This is a genomic window from Mesorhizobium sp. C395A, from assembly GCF_030323205.1.
Taxonomy (GTDB): domain Bacteria; phylum Pseudomonadota; class Alphaproteobacteria; order Rhizobiales; family Rhizobiaceae; genus Mesorhizobium.
Map to the genome: position 1 here is coordinate 1,209,408 of NZ_CP100473.1, position 17,175 is coordinate 1,226,582.

The 17,175-nt window shown below is 63.6% G+C and carries 19 protein-coding genes; 14 read left to right on the plus strand and 5 right to left on the minus strand.

Going from position 1 to position 17,175, the window contains the following annotated elements; all coding sequences use genetic code 11:
- Positions 1-18: 18 nt before the first annotated feature.
- From ribH to NLY37_RS05950, 7 genes are all read left to right on the plus strand, one after another.
- Positions 19-513: a 6,7-dimethyl-8-ribityllumazine synthase gene (gene ribH, locus NLY37_RS05920; RefSeq protein WP_023693260.1), complete on the plus strand. Its 495-nt coding sequence runs from the start codon at positions 19-21 to the stop codon at positions 511-513.
- Positions 510-1,010: a transcription antitermination factor NusB gene (gene nusB / locus NLY37_RS05925; RefSeq protein WP_023682390.1), complete on the plus strand. Its 501-nt coding sequence runs from the start codon at positions 510-512 to the stop codon at positions 1,008-1,010. The genes ribH and nusB overlap by 4 nt, the downstream gene beginning before the upstream one ends.
- A complete protein-coding gene (locus NLY37_RS05930) occupies positions 1,007-2,224 on the plus strand; it encodes an MFS transporter (RefSeq protein WP_023742853.1) in 1,218 nt (405 codons plus the stop codon). Before nusB ends, NLY37_RS05930 begins: the two co-directional genes overlap by 4 nt.
- A gap of 178 nt (positions 2,225-2,402) precedes the next feature.
- Entirely contained in the window at positions 2,403-3,314 is a 912-nt protein-coding gene (osmF, locus tag NLY37_RS05935; protein WP_023742852.1) for a glycine betaine ABC transporter substrate-binding protein OsmF, read from the plus strand.
- Positions 3,315-3,630: 316 nt separating this feature from the next.
- Positions 3,631-4,794, plus strand: coding sequence for an ABC transporter permease (locus tag NLY37_RS05940; RefSeq protein WP_023742851.1), 1,164 nt, complete (start codon positions 3,631-3,633; stop codon positions 4,792-4,794).
- Entirely contained in the window at positions 4,791-5,729 is a 939-nt protein-coding gene (locus tag NLY37_RS05945) for an ABC transporter ATP-binding protein (protein WP_023742850.1), read from the plus strand. The genes NLY37_RS05940 and NLY37_RS05945 overlap by 4 nt, the downstream gene beginning before the upstream one ends.
- Complete coding sequence (locus tag NLY37_RS05950; RefSeq protein ID WP_023700549.1) at positions 5,726-6,493, plus strand: ABC transporter permease; 768 nt, start codon at positions 5,726-5,728, stop codon at positions 6,491-6,493. The genes NLY37_RS05945 and NLY37_RS05950 overlap by 4 nt, the downstream gene beginning before the upstream one ends.
- A gap of 40 nt (positions 6,494-6,533) precedes the next feature.
- Here NLY37_RS05950 and NLY37_RS05955 read toward each other — a convergent pair whose 3' ends face one another.
- Positions 6,534-6,764, minus strand: a complete 231-nt coding sequence (locus NLY37_RS05955) for a hypothetical protein (protein WP_156933970.1) — start codon at positions 6,762-6,764, stop codon at positions 6,534-6,536.
- Here NLY37_RS05955 and NLY37_RS05960 point away from each other — a divergent pair.
- Complete coding sequence (locus NLY37_RS05960; RefSeq protein WP_023689501.1) at positions 6,754-8,895, plus strand: sodium-translocating pyrophosphatase; 2,142 nt, start codon at positions 6,754-6,756, stop codon at positions 8,893-8,895. The two genes, NLY37_RS05955 and NLY37_RS05960, sit on opposite strands and share 11 nt — an antisense overlap.
- Positions 8,896-8,972: 77 nt before the next feature.
- On the opposite strand, the gene NLY37_RS05965 is transcribed toward NLY37_RS05960, so the two are convergent.
- Positions 8,973-9,971, minus strand: a complete 999-nt coding sequence (locus NLY37_RS05965) for a glycosyltransferase family 2 protein (protein ID WP_050588460.1) — start codon at positions 9,969-9,971, stop codon at positions 8,973-8,975.
- A gap of 1 nt (position 9,972) precedes the next feature.
- A complete protein-coding gene (locus NLY37_RS05970) occupies positions 9,973-10,518 on the minus strand; it encodes a dTDP-4-dehydrorhamnose 3,5-epimerase family protein (protein WP_245270997.1) in 546 nt (181 codons plus the stop codon).
- Between the two features lie 300 nt (positions 10,519-10,818).
- On the opposite strand from NLY37_RS05970, the gene NLY37_RS05975 reads away from it, so the two are divergent.
- The gene (locus tag NLY37_RS05975; protein ID WP_023742847.1) at positions 10,819-11,280 is read left to right on the plus strand and encodes an anthrone oxygenase family protein; all 462 of its coding nucleotides are present in this window, start codon (positions 10,819-10,821) and stop codon (positions 11,278-11,280) included.
- 75 nt (positions 11,281-11,355) lie between these two features.
- Positions 11,356-11,913: a hypothetical protein gene (locus NLY37_RS05980; RefSeq protein WP_023742846.1), complete on the plus strand. Its 558-nt coding sequence runs from the start codon at positions 11,356-11,358 to the stop codon at positions 11,911-11,913.
- Positions 11,914-11,956: 43 nt separating this feature from the next.
- On the opposite strand, the gene NLY37_RS05985 is transcribed toward NLY37_RS05980, so the two are convergent.
- Entirely contained in the window at positions 11,957-12,871 is a 915-nt protein-coding gene (locus tag NLY37_RS05985; RefSeq protein WP_023700544.1) for a LysR substrate-binding domain-containing protein, read from the minus strand.
- A 208-nt stretch (positions 12,872-13,079) separates the two neighbouring features.
- Between NLY37_RS05985 and NLY37_RS05990 the strand changes: the two genes are divergently transcribed.
- Entirely contained in the window at positions 13,080-14,120 is a 1,041-nt protein-coding gene (locus tag NLY37_RS05990; RefSeq protein ID WP_198024959.1) for a helix-turn-helix domain-containing protein, read from the plus strand.
- Between the two features lie 99 nt (positions 14,121-14,219).
- Here NLY37_RS05990 and NLY37_RS05995 read toward each other — a convergent pair whose 3' ends face one another.
- Complete coding sequence (locus tag NLY37_RS05995; RefSeq protein ID WP_023669368.1) at positions 14,220-14,732, minus strand: outer membrane protein assembly factor BamE; 513 nt, start codon at positions 14,730-14,732, stop codon at positions 14,220-14,222.
- 115 nt (positions 14,733-14,847) lie between these two features.
- Here NLY37_RS05995 and NLY37_RS06000 point away from each other — a divergent pair, with 115 nt between their 5' ends.
- The 3 genes from NLY37_RS06000 to plsX all read left to right on the plus strand — a co-directional run bounded on the left by NLY37_RS06000 (position 14,848) and on the right by plsX (position 17,172).
- Positions 14,848-15,390 carry a ubiquinol-cytochrome C chaperone family protein gene (locus NLY37_RS06000; RefSeq protein ID WP_023742844.1) on the plus strand — a complete coding sequence of 181 codons (543 nt, stop codon included), beginning with the start codon at positions 14,848-14,850 and terminating at the stop codon, positions 15,388-15,390.
- Between the two features lie 15 nt (positions 15,391-15,405).
- Complete coding sequence (locus tag NLY37_RS06005; protein ID WP_023742843.1) at positions 15,406-15,954, plus strand: YceD family protein; 549 nt, start codon at positions 15,406-15,408, stop codon at positions 15,952-15,954.
- A gap of 147 nt (positions 15,955-16,101) precedes the next feature.
- The gene (gene plsX, locus NLY37_RS06010) at positions 16,102-17,172 is read left to right on the plus strand and encodes a phosphate acyltransferase PlsX (protein ID WP_023700539.1); all 1,071 of its coding nucleotides are present in this window, start codon (positions 16,102-16,104) and stop codon (positions 17,170-17,172) included.
- The last annotated feature ends 3 nt before the right edge of the window (positions 17,173-17,175 follow it).

Below are 17,175 nucleotides of genomic sequence, written 5' to 3' on the forward strand. Positions count from 1 at the left end.
CTACCCCCGGAGACATTCATGGCAGGCACATCCCAACACGGCAAAGCGTTCATTCGCCCGAAGAAGAAGGCCCACCTTCTGATTATCGAGGCGCGCTTTCATGACGATCTTGCCGACGCGCTGCTCGACGGCGCGACGAGCGCGCTCGACGAAGCCGGCGCGACCTATGACGTCGTCACCGTTCCCGGTTCGCTGGAAATTCCAGCAGTGATCACTTTTGCGCTCGACGGCATGGGCGAGGGCGGCAAGGACTATGATGGTTTTGTCGCGCTCGGCACCATCATTCGTGGCGACACCTATCATTTCGACATCGTCGCCAATGAATCGAGCCGCGCGCTGATGGATCTCTCGGTGCAGGAAGCGATTGCGATCGGCAACGGCATCCTGACCACCGAGAACGACGCGCAGGCCTGGACGCGCGCCAAGCGCTCGGAGGGCGACAAGGGCGGCTTTGCCGCGCGCGCGGCGCTGACCATGATCGCGCTCAAGGAGAAGCTGGGAGCGCAATCGTGAGCGAACCCGCTTCGCCCGGCCAGCCCGCGATACGCCACGCCAACAAGCGTGGCGCCGCCCGTCTGGCCGCCGTGCAGGCGCTTTACCAGATGGACGTGGCCGGCAGCGGCGTCTTCGAGATCACCGCCGAATACGAGGCGTTCCGGCTCGGCAAGGAAGTCGACGGCGCGCTTTATCGCGAGGCCGACGCGCAGTGGTTCCGCGCCATCCTGGCCGGCGTCGTCGAGAACCAGACGACCATCGATCCGATCATACGCCAGGCGCTGACGGAAGACTGGCCGCTGTCCAGACTCGATTCGACGTTGCGCGCCATCCTGCGCGCCGGCGTCTACGAACTGATGAAGCGAGACGACGTGCCGGTGGCCGTCATCGTTTCGGAATATGTCGACATCGCCAAGGCCTTCTACGAGGAAGACGAGCCGAAGCTGACCAACGCCGTGCTCGACCGTGTGTCGCGCCGGGTGCGGGGCGAGGGGCGCGGCAAGGACGCATTGTGACCGGCACCGTCGCCGGCGCAGCAAGGGAAGCGCGCCGCACGGCGATCATCCTGGCGACGTCGCAGGCGATTATCGGTTCGGCCGCGCCGATTGCCATTTCCATGGGCGGGCTGGCCGGGCAATATCTGCTTGGCCCCGATAAGTCGCTGGCAACGGCGCCAATCACCGGCTTCAACATCGGCGTGGCGCTCGGCGCGTTGCCGGCCGCGGCCATCATCCGCTGGCTCGGCCAGCGCGGCGGCTTCATGACCGGCACCATCGTGACCGCGCTTGGCGGCGTCATCTCCACGCTGGCACTGTTCCACGCCAGCTTCTGGCTGTTCGCTTTCGCCCTGCTGGTGATCGGCGTCGGCGGCGCCTTCGTCCAGCAGTTCCGCTTCGCCGCCGCCGATAATGCTCCGCCCGAATTCAAGGCGCGCGCCATTTCCTTCGTGCTGGCCGGCGGCGTCATCACCGCGATCCTCGGGCCGCAGATCGTCATCTTCACCCGCGAATTGCTGGCGCCGGTGATGTTTGCCGGCTCGTTCTTGGCCATTCCGGTTCTGGCGGCGGCCGGCGCCATGATCCTGTCATTCCTGCGCATCCCGGCCAAGGCTCCCGGCCACGCGGAAGTCGCGTCAAGCGACGCCCGGCCGCTGTCCGAGATCGTCACCCGGCCGCGTTTCGTCGCGGCACTGTTTTGCGCCGTCGGCAGCTATGCGCTGATGAGTTTCGTCATGACCGGCGCGCCGCTGGCCATGGTCGGCTGCGGCCTGTCGACGGACGACGCCACGCTCGGCATTTCCTGGCATGTGATGGCGATGTTTGCGCCGAGCTTCTTCACCGGATCGCTGATCCATCGCTTCGGCGCCGAACGCATCGTCGCAACCGGCCTGGTCCTGCTCATCGGCTGCGCCGCGGTGGCATTGTCCGGCCTGCATTTGTGGCAGTTCTGGACGGCGCTGATCCTGCTTGGCCTCGGCTGGAATTTTGCCTTCATCGGCGCCACCTCCATGGTCGCCGACAGCTACCATCCGTCCGAAAAGAGCAAGGTGCAGGGCTTCCACGACTTCGTCCTGTTCGGCTCCGTCGCCTTCGCCTCGCTAATGTCGGGCGCCATCTACAATGCCTGGGGCTGGGAGATGCTGAACTGGCTGGTTTTCCCGGTCGTCGCCCTCTGCTTCGTCGCCCTTGGCGCGCTCAAACTGACCGGATCGCGCAAAGCCCGCGCCTGATCCGGTTCTATCTTTGGCTTGGCACGACGTGTCAGCATGGCGGCGGCCGAAATCGCGGCGACCGCACAAAATTATTGCGTCTGTACCCATTGTTATGAAACCGTGTGCCCCGACGGGGCGTTGAAGCCATGCTCATATGCGGCCACCGCATTTCGGTCCAAAGCAAGGGGTTTTCACAATGTTTTCAGTCAAGATTCTGGCCGGCGCGGCGTTGGCGCTCGGCATCACGGCCGCCTCCGCCAATGCCCAGGTGGTCGTCTCCTCGAAGATCGACACCGAGGGCGGCGTGCTCGGCAACATCATCCAGCTTGTGCTCAACGCCAACAACATCAAGACCACCGACCGCATCCAGCTCGGCGGCACGCCGGTGGTACGCAAGGCGATCACTGCCGGCGAGATCGACATCTATCCCGAGTACACCGGCAATGCCGCTTTCTTCTTCGAGAAGGCCGACGATCCGGTCTGGAAGGATGCCGCCAAGGCCTATGAGACCGCCAAGAAGCTCGACTATGACGCCAACAAGATCGTCTGGCTGTCGCCGTCACCGGCCAACAACACCTGGGCGATCGCGCTGCGCAAGGAGGTTGCCGAGACCAACAAGCTGGCGACCCTGACCGACTTCGGCAAATACGTCGCCGGCGGCGGCACGGTGGTTTTGGCGGCGTCGGCTGAGTTCGTCAATTCGGCGGCAGCCCTGCCGGCGTTCCAGACCACTTACGGCTTCACGCTGAAGCCGGAGCAGTTGATCACGCTTTCGGGCGGCGACACCGCCGCGACAATCGGTGCTGCCGCCAACCAGACCAACGGCGCCAACGCCGCCATGGTCTACGGCACCGACGGCGGCATCGCGCCGTCCGGCCTGGTCGTGCTCGCCGACGACAAGGGCGTGCAGCCGGTCTACCAGCCGGCGCCGATCATCCGCGAAGCGGTGCTGAAAGAGCATCCGGAGATCGAGACGCTGTTGAAGCCGGTGTTCGCCAAGCTCGACCTCATCACGCTGCAGGAACTCAACGGCCGCGTCCAGGTCGGCGGCGAGCCGGTCAAGGGTGTCGCCGAGGACTTTCTGAAGAAGAACGGGTTTTTGAAGTAGTCAGCGCATAGCTGATCGTGACGCTGGTGCGAGACACCCCTCTCTGGAAGCTGCTGATCTCCCCCCTTTCGGGGGAGATGTCCGGCAGGACAGAGGGGGGTGCTGTCCCGCCGACCTCACAACCGGTAGCAGGTGCGTGCCTCGACAGGGTTGCTTCCGAACAGGCCGACGCTCGAAAGCTGACGATCCTTCACACCCCCCTCTGGCCTGCCGGCCATCTCCCCCGCAAGGGGGGAGATCGGACTTCGCGTCGGCTTGCGCCGATCACCAGCGTAGTCTGCGCAACGTGGAAAATCGCTCCTCATGAGGGGCATCCATGACCCTGCGTTTCGACAAGCTCGGCATGGTTATCGCGGCGATCGTTGCCTATGCGGCGATTCTGGCTCCGTTCGCCACCTTCCGCGCCAATCGTATCGTCCCCGGTCAGGCGCGCTCGATCCTGGAGGCGCTGCCGGCCACAGTCGGGCCGCTACTGCTGGCGATCGTCGTCGTGGCCGCAATTGTTGCCTTGCTGAAAACCCCGCTTGTCCTGCGCCTGGCCGCAAGCGTCGTGGCGCTCGCCGCCCTTGCCATCCTGATCGGTGTCGCCGGCACCTTCCTGATGCCGGCCGGCAACACCTTCGCCCGCATCTCGCCGGCTTCCGGGTTCTGGCTGTTGATCTTTGCCTTCACATTGTTGCTCGCCGACGTGCTGACCAGGCTCAACCTGTCGCCACCGGCCCGCGTCGGCGTGCTCGTCGTCGCGGCGCTGGCCATCGGCTTGTTGCTGATATCGGGGCAGTGGGACAGCCTGTCGATCCTCAAGGAATATGCAAACCGCGCCGATAGTTTCTGGGCCGAAGGCTCCAAGCACATCACACTGGCGCTGGGGTCGCTGGCGGCGGCGGTGATCGTCGGCCTGCCGCTAGGCATTCTATGCCATCGCGTCGAACGGTTGCGCGCCGGTGTGCTCAACGTGCTCAACATCGTCCAGACCATACCCTCGATCGCGCTGTTCGGCCTGCTGATCGCACCGCTCGGCTGGGTCGCCACCCATGTTCCGGGTGCCGCAGCGCTCGGTATCAGAGGCATCGGCACCGCGCCCGCCTTCGTTGCCTTGTTCCTCTATTCGCTGCTGCCGGTGGTGGCCAACACCGTGGTCGGGCTTGCCGGCGTACCCCGCGCGGCCAATGATGCAGCGCGCGGCATGGGCATGACCGATGGCCAGCGCCTGTTCGGCATCGAGTTTCCGTTGGCCTTTCCGGTGATCCTCACCGGCATCCGCATCGTGCTGGTGCAGAACATCGGCCTGGCCACCATCGCAGCACTCATCGGCGGCGGCGGCTTCGGTGTGTTTGTGTTTCAGGGCGTTGGCCAGACGGCGATGGACCTGGTGCTGCTGGGCGCCGTGCCGACGGTGGCGCTGGCTTTTGCCGCGGCCATCATCCTCGACGCAGTAATCGAAATGACCGCCACCAGGCGCAGGGTTGAAACGGCATGATCGAGATCGAAGGCATTACCAAGCGCTATGACGCGACGACCGTGGTCAACGACGTGTCCATGGTCGTCGAGCCGCGCACGGTTTGCGTCATTGTCGGTACCTCCGGTTCCGGCAAGACGACGCTGCTGCGAATGATCAACCGGCTGGTCGAGCCGACCGCCGGCGTCATCAAGCTCGACGGCAACGACAACCGCACGCTGCCCGGCTACGAGCTGCGCCGCAGCATCGGCTACGCTATCCAGGGCCACGGCCTGTTCCCGCACCGCACCGTTGCGCAGAACATCGCCACCGTGCCGGTCCTGCTGGGCTGGGACAAGGACCGCATCAAGGCCCGCGTCGATGAGTTGATGACACTCTACCAGCTCGACCCCGAGGCCTATGGCCCGCGCTACCCGCACGAACTGTCCGGCGGGCAACAGCAGCGTGTCGGCGTCGCCCGCGCGCTCGCCGCCGAGCCCAATGTGCTTCTGATGGACGAACCGTTCGGCGCACTCGACCCGATCATCCGCACCAAGGCGCAGGAAGATCTGCTGGCGATCCAGAAGCGCTTCGGCACCACCATCATCCTCGTCACCCACGACATGGAGGAGGCGGTCCACATGGGCGACAAGATCGCCGTCATGGATGCCGGAAAGCTGGTGCAATACGCCAAGCCGGAAGAGATCCTGGCGCGGCCGGCGAACGCCTTCGTCGAAACCCTGGTCGGCGCCAGCGAAAAGCCGTTCCGGCTCTTGTCGCTCGGCCGCGTGCGCGAGGCCGTGGAAAAGGGGTCTGCCGAAGGCGAGGCGATCCCAGGCGACGCCAGCCAGCGCGACGCGCTGGCCGAGCTTCTGTGGTCGGGCCGGCCGGCGCTGCCGGTCAAGGGCGAAGACGGCAAGCCGCTCGGCCGCGTCACCGTCGACGGGCTGGTGAAGCGCGCGGCGAGGCCGGCATGAAAGGGGCCGGTCTAAAAGCCTGGCTGCCTTCGCTGCTCAGGCTTGCCCTGGTGGTGCTTCTCATAGCCTTCGTCACCAATCCCGGCTGGTTCGAGCCGCTGTTGAAGCCGCTGACCGAAAACAATGCGCCGGCGATCTACAATCAGGGCAGCCTGCTGACGCTGACCCTGCTGCATCTCAGGACCGTGCTGATCGCTACCGTCGCCGCAACCATCGTTGCCGTGGCGCTTGCCATCCTGGTGACCAGGCCGGCGGGCGCCGAATTCCTGCCGCTGTCGCGCAGTCTGGTCAATATCGGCCAGACCTTTCCGCCGGTGGCGGTGCTGGCGCTGGCGGTGCCCGCCGTCGGTTTCGGCGAGAAGCCGACGCTGATTGCGCTGTTTCTCTACGGCCTGCTGCCGATCTTCGAGAACGCGCTGACCGGCCTAACGACGCTGCAGGGCAACATCATGGAGGCCGCGCGCGGCGCCGGCATGACCGGCTGGCAAAGGCTGATCAAGGTTGAATTGCCGCTGAGTGCGCCGATCATTCTGGGCGGCATAAGGCTGTCGGTGGTGATCAGCCTGGCCACGGCGACGATCGGTTCGACGGTTGCCGCCAAGACGCTGGGCGAGGTGATCATCGCCGGCCTGCTGTCCAACAATCTCGCCTTCGTCCTGCAAGGCGGCCTGATCGTCGCGGCGCTGGCGGTGCTGATCTATGACGGACTGTCCGCCATCGAGCGCTATACGGCGCGCAAGATGGGGCAGGAGACTGGCGACTGACCTTCGCTGGACTGCGGGCAAAGCATTGACTGACGCCGCGTCATTTCAATCGATCTAATAGCAGCGCATCGGCAATGGGAATGTTGTGGCCTAAACCTTTTGGCTGAAAGCGGGGCAAAAACCGAACAATATCTTGACGTTCCGAGCCGTGTTTCGCATACACCGCTGCGAAGGACGGATTCCGCCTAGGCTTATCCGCTCCCCGCACCAACGGCCCAGGGAGGGGTTCTTTTGGGCCATCAATCGAGGAAAATTCGGCAATGACCATCATTTCTGCCGTCATCGCCTGCGGCTTGCTTTCAATCCTTTACGCCATCTGGGCGACACGATCGGTTCTTGCAGCCGATCAGGGCAATGCACGCATGCAGGAAATCTCCGCCGCCATCCGCGAAGGCGCGCAGGCCTATCTGGCGCGCCAGTACACCACCATCGCCATCGTCGGCGTGGTCGTGCTCGTGCTCGCCTGGTGGCTGCTTTCGATCACCGCCGCAGTCGGCTTCCTGATCGGCGCCGTGCTTTCGGGCGCCGCCGGTTTCATCGGCATGCACGTCTCGGTGCGCGCCAATGTGCGCACCGCGCAGGCGGCGTCCAACAGCCTCGCCGCCGGTCTCGACATCGCCTTCAAGTCGGGCGCCATCACCGGCATGCTGGTGGCTGGCCTGGCGCTGCTCGGCGTGTCGATTTACTACTATATTCTGACCGGCCCGATGGGCCTGCAGCCCAATGACCGCATCGTCATCGATGCGCTGGTTTCGCTCGGCTTCGGCGCTTCGCTGATCTCGATCTTCGCCCGTCTGGGCGGCGGCATCTTCACCAAGGGCGCCGACGTCGGCGGCGATCTCGTGGGCAAGGTCGAAGCCGGTATTCCCGAAGACGATCCGCGCAACCCGGCCACCATCGCCGACAATGTCGGCGATAATGTCGGTGATTGCGCCGGCATGGCCGCCGACCTCTTCGAGACCTATGCGGTGACCGTCGTTGCCACCATGGTGCTGGCTGCCATCTTCTTCGGCGGAACCGCCGCTCTGGGTGCGGCGATGCTCTATCCGCTCGCCATCTGCGGCGCCTGTATCCTGACCTCGATCGTCGGCACCTTCTTCGTCAAGCTCGGTTCCAACGGCTCGATCATGGGCGCCCTCTACAAAGGCCTGATCGTCACCGGCCTGCTGTCGATCGTCGGTCTCGGTGTCGCTACCTCGGCAACCGTCGGCTGGGGCGAGGTCGGCACCGTCGCCGGCATGACCATCATCGGCAAGAACCTGTTCATCTGCGGCCTGATCGGTCTCGTTGTGACCGGTCTCATCGTGGTGATCACCGAATATTATACCGGCACCAACAAGCGCCCGGTGAACTCCATCGCCCAGGCCTCGGTGACCGGTCACGGCACCAACGTCATCCAGGGACTTGCGGTGTCGCTCGAATCGACCGCACTGCCGGCAATCGTCATCGTCGGCGGCATCATCTCGACCTACCAGCTCGCCGGCCTGTTCGGGACGGCGATCGCGGTCACCACCATGCTCGGCCTGGCCGGCATGATCGTCGCCCTCGACGCCTTCGGCCCGGTCACCGACAATGCCGGCGGCATTGCCGAAATGGCCGGCCTGCCCAAGGAAGTGCGCCACTCCACCGACGCGCTCGACGCGGTCGGCAACACCACCAAGGCGGTGACCAAGGGCTATGCCATCGGTTCGGCCGGCCTCGGCGCGCTGGTGCTGTTTGCGGCCTATTCGAACGATTTGAAGTTCTTTGCCGCCAATGGCGACAAATATCCGTACTTCCAGGGCATGGGCGATGTCTCCTTCGACCTCTCCAATCCCTACGTCGTAGCCGGCCTGATCTTCGGCGGTCTGATCCCGTATCTGTTCGGCGGCATCGCCATGACGGCCGTCGGCCGTGCGGCCGGCGCCATCGTCGAGGAAGTGCGCAAGCAGTTCCGCGAGGATCCGGGCATCATGGCCGGCACCTCCAAGCCGAACTATGCCCGCGCCGTCGACCTTCTGACCAAGGCGGCGATCCGCGAAATGATCATCCCCTCGCTGCTGCCGGTGCTGGCGCCGCTCGTCGTCTATTTCGGCGTGCAGCTGATCTCGGGCTCCAAGGCGTCCGCCTTTGCGGCACTCGGCGCCTCGTTGCTCGGCGTCATCGTCAACGGCCTGTTCGTCGCCATCTCGATGACTTCGGGCGGCGGCGCCTGGGACAATGCCAAGAAGTCGTTCGAGGACGGTTTTGTCGACAAGGACGGCGTCAAGCACCTCAAGGGGTCCGAAGCGCACAAGGCTTCGGTCACCGGCGACACGGTTGGCGATCCCTACAAGGACACCGCCGGCCCGGCGGTCAACCCGGCAATCAAGATCACCAACATCGTGGCGCTTCTGCTGCTGGCCGTGCTCGCGCACGGCTAAGGCAACGCCACTGCTTCAGGAACAAACCCGCGGGAGCGATCCCGCGGGTTTTTGTTTGAGATTTACGCTGGTGGCAGTCAACCCTCATCCGGCTCGGTCCCCACATCGCCGCGCTTGCTGTAGCGATCCAGCAATTCGCTCACGCCAGGTTCGCGCTCAGGCATCGGCGCCAGGCCACGCAGGCGCCGCAGCTTGGCAAGGAAGGCGCCTCGCTTATACTTGCGGCGGAAGGCGCGGGCGCGGGGATGGATGCCAAGAGCCGCCATCAGCCTGCGCCTGAGATAACTCGATGCCGCCAGGCGAATGGGTTCGCCCGCGCAGCCAAGGATTTTCACGCGCAAGGCGTCCGGCGTCTGCATGGCATCCAGAAGATCCTTCTGTTCCTGCGCATTGTCGCCGAGATAGGAACCCTTGCGTATGCCGGAATGCAACTTGATCACCGTGAGGTGCGGCATCGTCGCGATCACCGCGCCCTTTCGCCATGCCCGAAACAGCCAGTCCTGCGAGCTTTCGCAAAAGCACTGGCTGGCGGGTCGCCAAGGTCCGAGCAGGCTGAACGAAGCGCGGCGAAACATGTGTGCCGAGCCAAATCCTTCCGTCGTGACGGGGTCGTAAAAACCATCCTTGCCGATCCCGAAGATCGAATTGACAGGATTGCCGGCCGCCGACGGCGGCTGGATGACGGCGCCGCGCGCCAGCACCACGTCGGCGCCCGAGGCGTCGATCCAGCCGGTCATCGCCGCCAAATGGTCGGGAAACCACAGATCGTCGTGGTTGAGCAAGGCGACGAAGCGGCCACGCGCCCTGGCAAAGCCGATATTGTTGGGACCGGACTGTTCGCCGAAATTGACGGGAAGATCGATGTAGACGATGCGGGTATCGTCAAATTCGGCGGCAACGGCCGCCGTATCCGGCCTGCAATCGTCGCCGATGACCAAGGCTTCCCAGTCTTGCAACGTCTGGCGCATGACGCTGGTCAATGCCTGCCGCAGTGCTGCCGGCCGGTTGTGCGTCGCGATCACGATCGAAACCAGCGTTTCGCCGCCGGCCTGATCGCGCTGCGCCGATGCTTCCACGCTACACCAGTCTGTAGGGAATGTGGTCGGTGTCTGGCGGCAGGCGCCAATGGTCGGGCTGATCGTAGGCATAGGCCTTGTCGACGAGGTTGAGCAGCACCGCCGTCTCCGCTCCGAGCGAAACAACACCGTGCCATATTCCGGGGGGAATGATGACGACCGCCGGGCGCAACGGGCCGATAATCTTGTGCCAGACGGCGCCGAAGGTCGGCGAGGCCTTGCGTCCGTCAAACAGCGAAATGCGGACGCTGCCGACGCAGCAGAATAGCCGGTCGGTGGTCACCGCATGGGCATGCCAGCCTGTCACCGCGCCGGGATACAAGGTGCGTTGGAAGATCTGGCCGACCGGTTCGGAATCGAGCTCCCACTCCTTGCGAAAAATCTCGGTCAGATAGCCGGTGGAGGTTGCGACCGGCCTTATCTCCTTGACCCTCACGCCATCGATCGCCACCGGCTCGATGGGCATCCAGTCAGGCGTGACCACCTGGCCGTCAGCCGTTCCGGTCGCCATCCAGCCTGTCGGTTTTGTCCGGTTTTTGTCCTGCACGGATGCTCCCCCAATTCAGCGTGATGCGCCATTGGCCAGCACGGTCTGATACGAATTTGACCGGTCGCTGGCAAGTACGCGTCAAGGTTTGCTGATAGGTTTCGACCCCACGGCACTTGATGTTTCCGACGCAATCGGAGGGCCGCATTGCCCAAAACATCGTTCCGTTCTGCCCAAGCCCGGACCGTCCGCCTGCTTTAATACCCCGGCCATTGGCCAGGACATTGCAATAGGCGCGGTGTCGGGCTCGCCTCTGCGGCGATTTTGGCCAGGGAAACGACATTCGGGCAGGGAAAAGACATGGACATTTTCTTGATGGCGGCTTCGCTTGCGCTGGCTGGAATTATTGCCGGCATCTACGTCTCAGGCGTAATCCACGATTTTCGCATCAGTGATCTTACCGCCGGCCAGTACATGGCCATGCATCAGATGCGCGACCGGACGTTTACCCGGGTGATGCCGTCCGTCAGGCTGACGACGCTGGTGCTGATCGCGGCGATGGCGATGTTTGCGGTCGATGCCGGCCTGCCGCGCATCCTGACCATCGTCGCCGCGGCGCTGGTGGTGATCGACATTGGCTTCACCGTCAGCCGTCAGGTGCCGCTCAACAAACAGGTGCAGAGCTGGACGCCGGTGACCATCCCCGATGATTGGGCGCAGACGCGCGACAGCTGGGCGGCCAACCACAATTTGCGCCTTGTGCTTGGACTGGCCGAATACGCCTGCCTGTTTGCCGCGGTCATCCTGACGCTCAGCCGGTGATTCAGTTTTTACGGAACGCCGCGGCATGGGTCGGCACTTCTGCCGGCCGCCGCCGTTGAAAACAGGAGTATTGCCATGCTGCATCACGCTTCATTCAACGCCCGCGATCCGCAGGCCGTCGCCAGCGTCCTTGCCGAAATGCTTGTCGCCACCGCGGTTCGTGCGCCGTCGCCGCCATTTCCTGAGGGCGCATGGTTTGTCTGCCTCGGCGACGATTTCGGCTCGCTGATCGAAATCCTGCCGTGCGGCACGGTTCTGGACCAGCAAGCGCCGCTCGGCATCGGCTTCGACCCGAACATGCGCCTGCGCTCCGGCTCGCATGTGCTGCTCAGCACGCCCAATTCGACCGAAACCATCCAGGGCATTGCCGCCCGCATGGGCTGGCATAGCGAGCTGATCGATGCCCGCCTGTTCAAGGTGCTCAAGGTCTGGGTCGAGGACGAAACCCTGGTCGAATTCCTGACGCCCGAGATCGCACCGCTATACCGCGCGACATTCGCCTGGGGTGGCATGGCGACACTCGACGCCAAGCTGCGCGAGCTGGAGAGCCGGATGGCGGCAGCGCTTGCCGCCAAGGCGGCGAACCAGTCGGGCCGCAAGGATGAGCAACTGGCCGATACGATGAGTCCGTGAGCCCCGACGCCTTCCGATGAGAGCTCCTGGACGGCCGCCGAGGTCAACCGGCGCCGGTGTTGTCGCCGGCTTCCGCCTTCAGCCAGTTGATGAACGATCTGGCAGGCTCCCAGGCGGAGATGGACGGGTGGACGACGACGTAGTGGTTCCAGTTCGTCGGTATGTCCGTCGTCAGGAGGCGGACGAGCCTGCCGGTCCGCAAATCGCTCTCGACCAGCGACTTCCTCGCGATAGCGACGCCCAGACCGCTCGCCGCCGCTTCGACCGCCAACAAGGTGCCATTCAGATTCATGCCGTCGCCAACCGTATCCAGCGGCAGATTGTTTCTCTCGAACCAGTGGCGCCAATTGGCGCCGCTCTCGTCATTTTCGGCCGTCGTGTCGAGGATGCGGAACAGTCGCAGCACATCGTGCTGGTCTCTGACCGGGCCGTTGGCGGCGAGATAGTCGGGACTGACGACAGGAAAGATCGCATCTGCCATCAGCCATTCGGTCTCGACGGCCGGATAGTGTCCGCCGCCGAAACGCAATGCGATGTCGACTGTTCGCTGCGAAAGGTCGACGACTGCAAGATCCGCATTGATGTCGATCTCTGTTTCGGGATGCTTTTTGCGAAACCTGTGCAGGCGCGGGGCCAGCCAGCGTACGGCATGCGAAGGAATGGCAGTGACCCTCAGCCTCGTGCGCTCGTTGCGCGCGACACTCGCGACCGTGCTCTGGATTTCCAGCAATGCGCGTCGCACGCCCGCGGACAATCGTTCGCCTTCAAGCGTTAGTTCGACGCGGCGGACATGGCGGGTGAACAGAAGCACGCCGAGATCGGCTTCGAGATCGGCGATGCGGTGGCTGAGCGCGCTTGGCGTAACATTCAGCTCATCGCCGGCGCGCTTGAAGCTGCCCAGCCGGGCAATGACCTCGAAAGCACGAATGGATTCCAGTTGTGGAAGCCGTCTTGTCATTTGCCGGTACCCGATCCTGCCCCTGGGTTCCTTAGCATGAATGAACAAAGCTCATCCATAGCTTCGTAAATAGTCTTTTGTCCAAGTGCGCAAATCATTGTAGCCATCCAGTGCCCCCCGATTGCCGCCGTCGGATGAGAGGCCGTTCATGGAACGAGCCTCGACTACGAACGACAGTGAAATGAAGACAATCGCTTGGGAGTACCCCATGACTATTCGACCCCCCGAGTTTGCGTATGCGCGCTTTTCGACCGCCATGTGGCCGCGAGCGGAATGGCGAAACGTCTATTGCGACCTGTTGCGCCGGATGGTGACCGACATGGATTTTAACGTCACGGAGGAAAAGCTCTCCGTCGACGCGACCATCCTGCGGCTGCCGGGCGTCGGCATTGCCGATTCGAGGACCACCGCCTTCCGCACCATCCGTTCCAGCGCCATGGCCAAGGGGACCGATGACTACATTTTCTTCATGTGTCTGGAGGGCGCTGCCACCTTCTCGCATCTCGGCCGCGAGGCCAGCATCGAGGCCGGCCAGGCAATCCTTCTGTCCTCCTCTGATCCGCATGTGATCGAGCGGGCGATGTCGCATCATCTCTTCATCACCATCCCCAAGGCAGCGCTCGGGCCCATGGCTGCGAATGCGGATGCCGCCCTGATGACGCCGATGTCATGCGTGGGCGAAAAGTTCTTGCTGCTGACCAGCTATGTCCGTCTGCTGATGCAGGAGCCGAACCTGGCCGCGTCCGAATTGCGCTGGCTTGCCGCCAAGCACATACAGGACCTTGTCGCGGTCGTGGTCGGGGCAACGCAGGACGCCACTGAGGTCGCCGCAGGCCGCGGCATACGCGCCGCGCGGCTGCGCGCCATCAAAGCCGATATCGAAAGCAATCTGGCTTCCGGCGATGTCGGGTCCGACGCGCTGGCCGGGCGCCACCGCGTCAGCGCGCGCTATATCAGAAAGCTGTTCGAGGGTGAGGGTACCTCGCTGTCGCAGTTCGTGCTCGGCCGGCGGCTGGCGCTGGTTTGCAGCAAGCTATCCGACCTGCGCCTGGCACACCGCACCATCGGCGCCATCGCCTTCGACGCCGGCTTCGGCGATCTCTCGACCTTCAACCACGCCTTCCGCCGGCATTTTGGCATGACGCCTTCGGAAGCGCGGCAGAGTGCGGCTGTGCACCGCGCCTCGCTGGAGCCCGGCGGCCGAACAGGCCACGCGCGGCAAAGCGCGACGGGTGTTGCGGCCGCATGACCTCAAAACAAAAGCCCGCAGGATCGCTCCCGCGGGCTTTTGGTCGCCTGAGATGGTGTCGCTTCGGGGGAAGCAAAATCTAAGGAAGGCGGTCGCTTCTTAGGCGCCGCCGCCAGGAATGGGGGGCGCCAGTTTGCTGGCGCCTTTGATGATCTGGCTGAGGAAGTTCTGGTCCTTGCCGCCGGTCGGCGTGGTGCGCGAGATGAAGTCGAAAATCTTGCCGTCCTTCAGACCGTAATTGGCAATCTGGGTGACGCGCCCGTCCTCGCCAAAATACACCGCGAGCACTTTCTGGTCGACCAGGCGCGGCTTGTCGAAAGCGACATAGCGCTTGCGCGTCTGCGAAATGTAATAGAACGCCTCATTGTCGAAGGTGGCTTTCGTCGATGGCGTGCCGAGCGCCAGAAGCACCTGTTCGCGGCTGGAGCCCACCGGCACTGAATCGACCGCCTGCTGGTCGATAACATAGCCCTGCGTCAGCGTCTCGCTAGGGTTAAGGTCGCCGAACATCTTGGACGAATTGCAGCCCGACAGCGCGGAAGCCACCAGCACCAGCGAAACCGCGGCGGTGGCCCCAGGCAGAAAAGTCGACTTGAATTTCAGCGCGCGCAACAACAACTCCATTAGCTGGCCGCAACTTGCGCTGGGCGGCAAAACCGGTAAACCAGCTTGCTTGCCGATGCAACAAGGCCCATTCAAACAATCGGTCCCCAGGAGACCACCCTCAATGTTCCAGCGCCTTTTTGGCCGCGAACGCAACGCCAACCGCGCTATCACCGAGGCGCTTTACGCACAAATCGTGGCGGCGGCGCGGCAGACCGTGTTTTATTCCCACTGGAATGTGCCGGATACGCCGCTCGGCCGTTTCGAGATGCTGTCGCTGCATATGTTCCTGTTTCAGCACCGGCTCCGCGGCGAAGAGGGCGTCGCGCATGAGGTCGCGCAGGTGCTGATCGACGAGTTCTTTCTCGATGTCGAGCATTCGCTGCGGGAACTGGGCATTGGCGATGTCGGCGTGCCCAAGCGCATGAAGAGGCTGGCCAAAATGTTCTACGGCCGTACCGCCGCCTATGACGACGCGCTGGAACGCAGCGACCGCGACGCGCTTGCCGCCGCCCTGGCGCGCAATGTCAGACCCGATGCCGGCGCCTGGCCGCAAGCCTTGCCGCTGGCGTCCTATGTAATCGATGCCGCAAGGCAGCTTGAAGCACAGCCGTCTGAATCGATCGTTTCCGGTGCCGTGGCGTTTCCCGTCGCGAAAGCGGAGTGAGGAGGGGAGACCAAGATGAAACATGTGGACACGCCTAGCCCGGTCTCATTTGCGGCCAATGTCGGCCGCCTGCCGCACAAAGGTTTGCAGGTGGTGATCGACGCCGACGCCGCGCAGCGCGCAATGCTTGCGCGCGAGCACGAGCTGCTTTCGGTCGAAAACTACCGTGCTGAGCTTTTGGTGGCGCCGTGGAAGCGCAATGGCGTCAAGGTCAGCGGCCGCGTCGAGGCTGATATCACCCAGGCCTGCATCGTCACCCTTGAGCCGGTCGCGGCCCATATCGACGAAGAGGTCGAGGCGCTGTTCCTGCCCGAACAATCCAAACTCGGATGGCAAGGTTTCGAAGGCGGTGGCGAGATCCTGCTCGACGCCGAAGGGCCGGACAGCCCGGAAACTTTCTCCGGCGACACGATCGACGTCGGCGCGCTCGCCGAACAGTTCTTCGGGCTGGCGATCGATCCCTATCCGCGCAAGGCAGGCGCCTCTCTCGATGCCGCCGGCCCGGACGAGCCCGTCGAGAATGAATTCCAGCAAAAGCTGCGATCCTTGCTTGGAAAATCCTAAAACACGAAGCGATCGGAGAAAAGCCGGTTGTGCGGCAGCCCAAAACCGCTATTTTCGCCGAACCTTCGCGAGCCCCCGAATTTCGCGAGTTTAGTATTTCTTTCGCGGGCCATGTGCCCTGGCCCAAGCTAGTGAGATAAAGACCGCGTGATCAGGATTTCCATCGATGCCATGGGTGGCGATCACGGGCCAAACGTGGTCATCCCGGCACTCATGACGGTCGCCGTCAGGCGTCCCGACATCCGCTTCGTCATATATGGGCGCGAGGAATTGGTGCGCCCCGAACTCGCCAAATTCCCCAAACTGGCCGAGGTCAGCGAGTTCCACCATTGCGAAGTCGCGGTCAGGATGGACGACAAGCCGAGCCAGGCGCTGCGCCACGGCCGCTGGAAGTCGTCGATGTGGAAGGCTGTCGAAGCAGTCAAGAGTGGCAGCGCGCAGGCCTGCATTTCGGCCGGCAATACCGGCGCGCTGATGGCGATGTCGAAATTCTGCCTGCGCACGATGGCGACCATCGACCGTCCGGCGATCGCGGCGATCTGGCCCACGATGCGCGGCGAGAGCGTGGTGCTGGATGTCGGCGCCACCATCGGCGCCGATGCGCACCAGCTGATCGACTTTGCCATTCTCGGCACCGGCATGGCGCGCTCGGTGTTCGGCATCGACCGGCCGAAAGTCGGCCTGCTCAATGTCGGCGTCGAGGAGATCAAGGGTCAGGAAGAGGTCAAGGAAGCCGGGCGCATGCTGCGCGAGGCCAACATGGCCTCGATGAATTATCATGGCTTCGTCGAGGGTGACGACATCGGCAAGGGCACGGTCGACGTGGTCGTCACCGAGGGCTTTGCCGGCAACATCGCGCTCAAGACGGCAGAAGGCACTGTGCGCCAGATCTCAGGCTATCTGCGCGCCGCGATGAACCGCACGCTGATGGCCAGGATCGGCTATGTCTTCGCCAAGGGCGCTTTTGACCGCCTGCGCGAAAAGCTCGATCCGGGCCGCTCCAATGGCGGCGTTTTCCTGGGTCTGAACGGCATCGTGGTAAAGAGCCATGGCGGCGCCGATTCGGACGGTTTCGCGGCAGCGATCGAGCTTGGCTACGATATGGTGCGCAACAATCTGATCGACCGCATCGAGGCCGATCTCGACCTGTTCCATGCGCGCAACCCGCATGCCCAGGCAAGCAGGAAATCCGACGCCACCGTCGACGAAAAGGAATAGGAA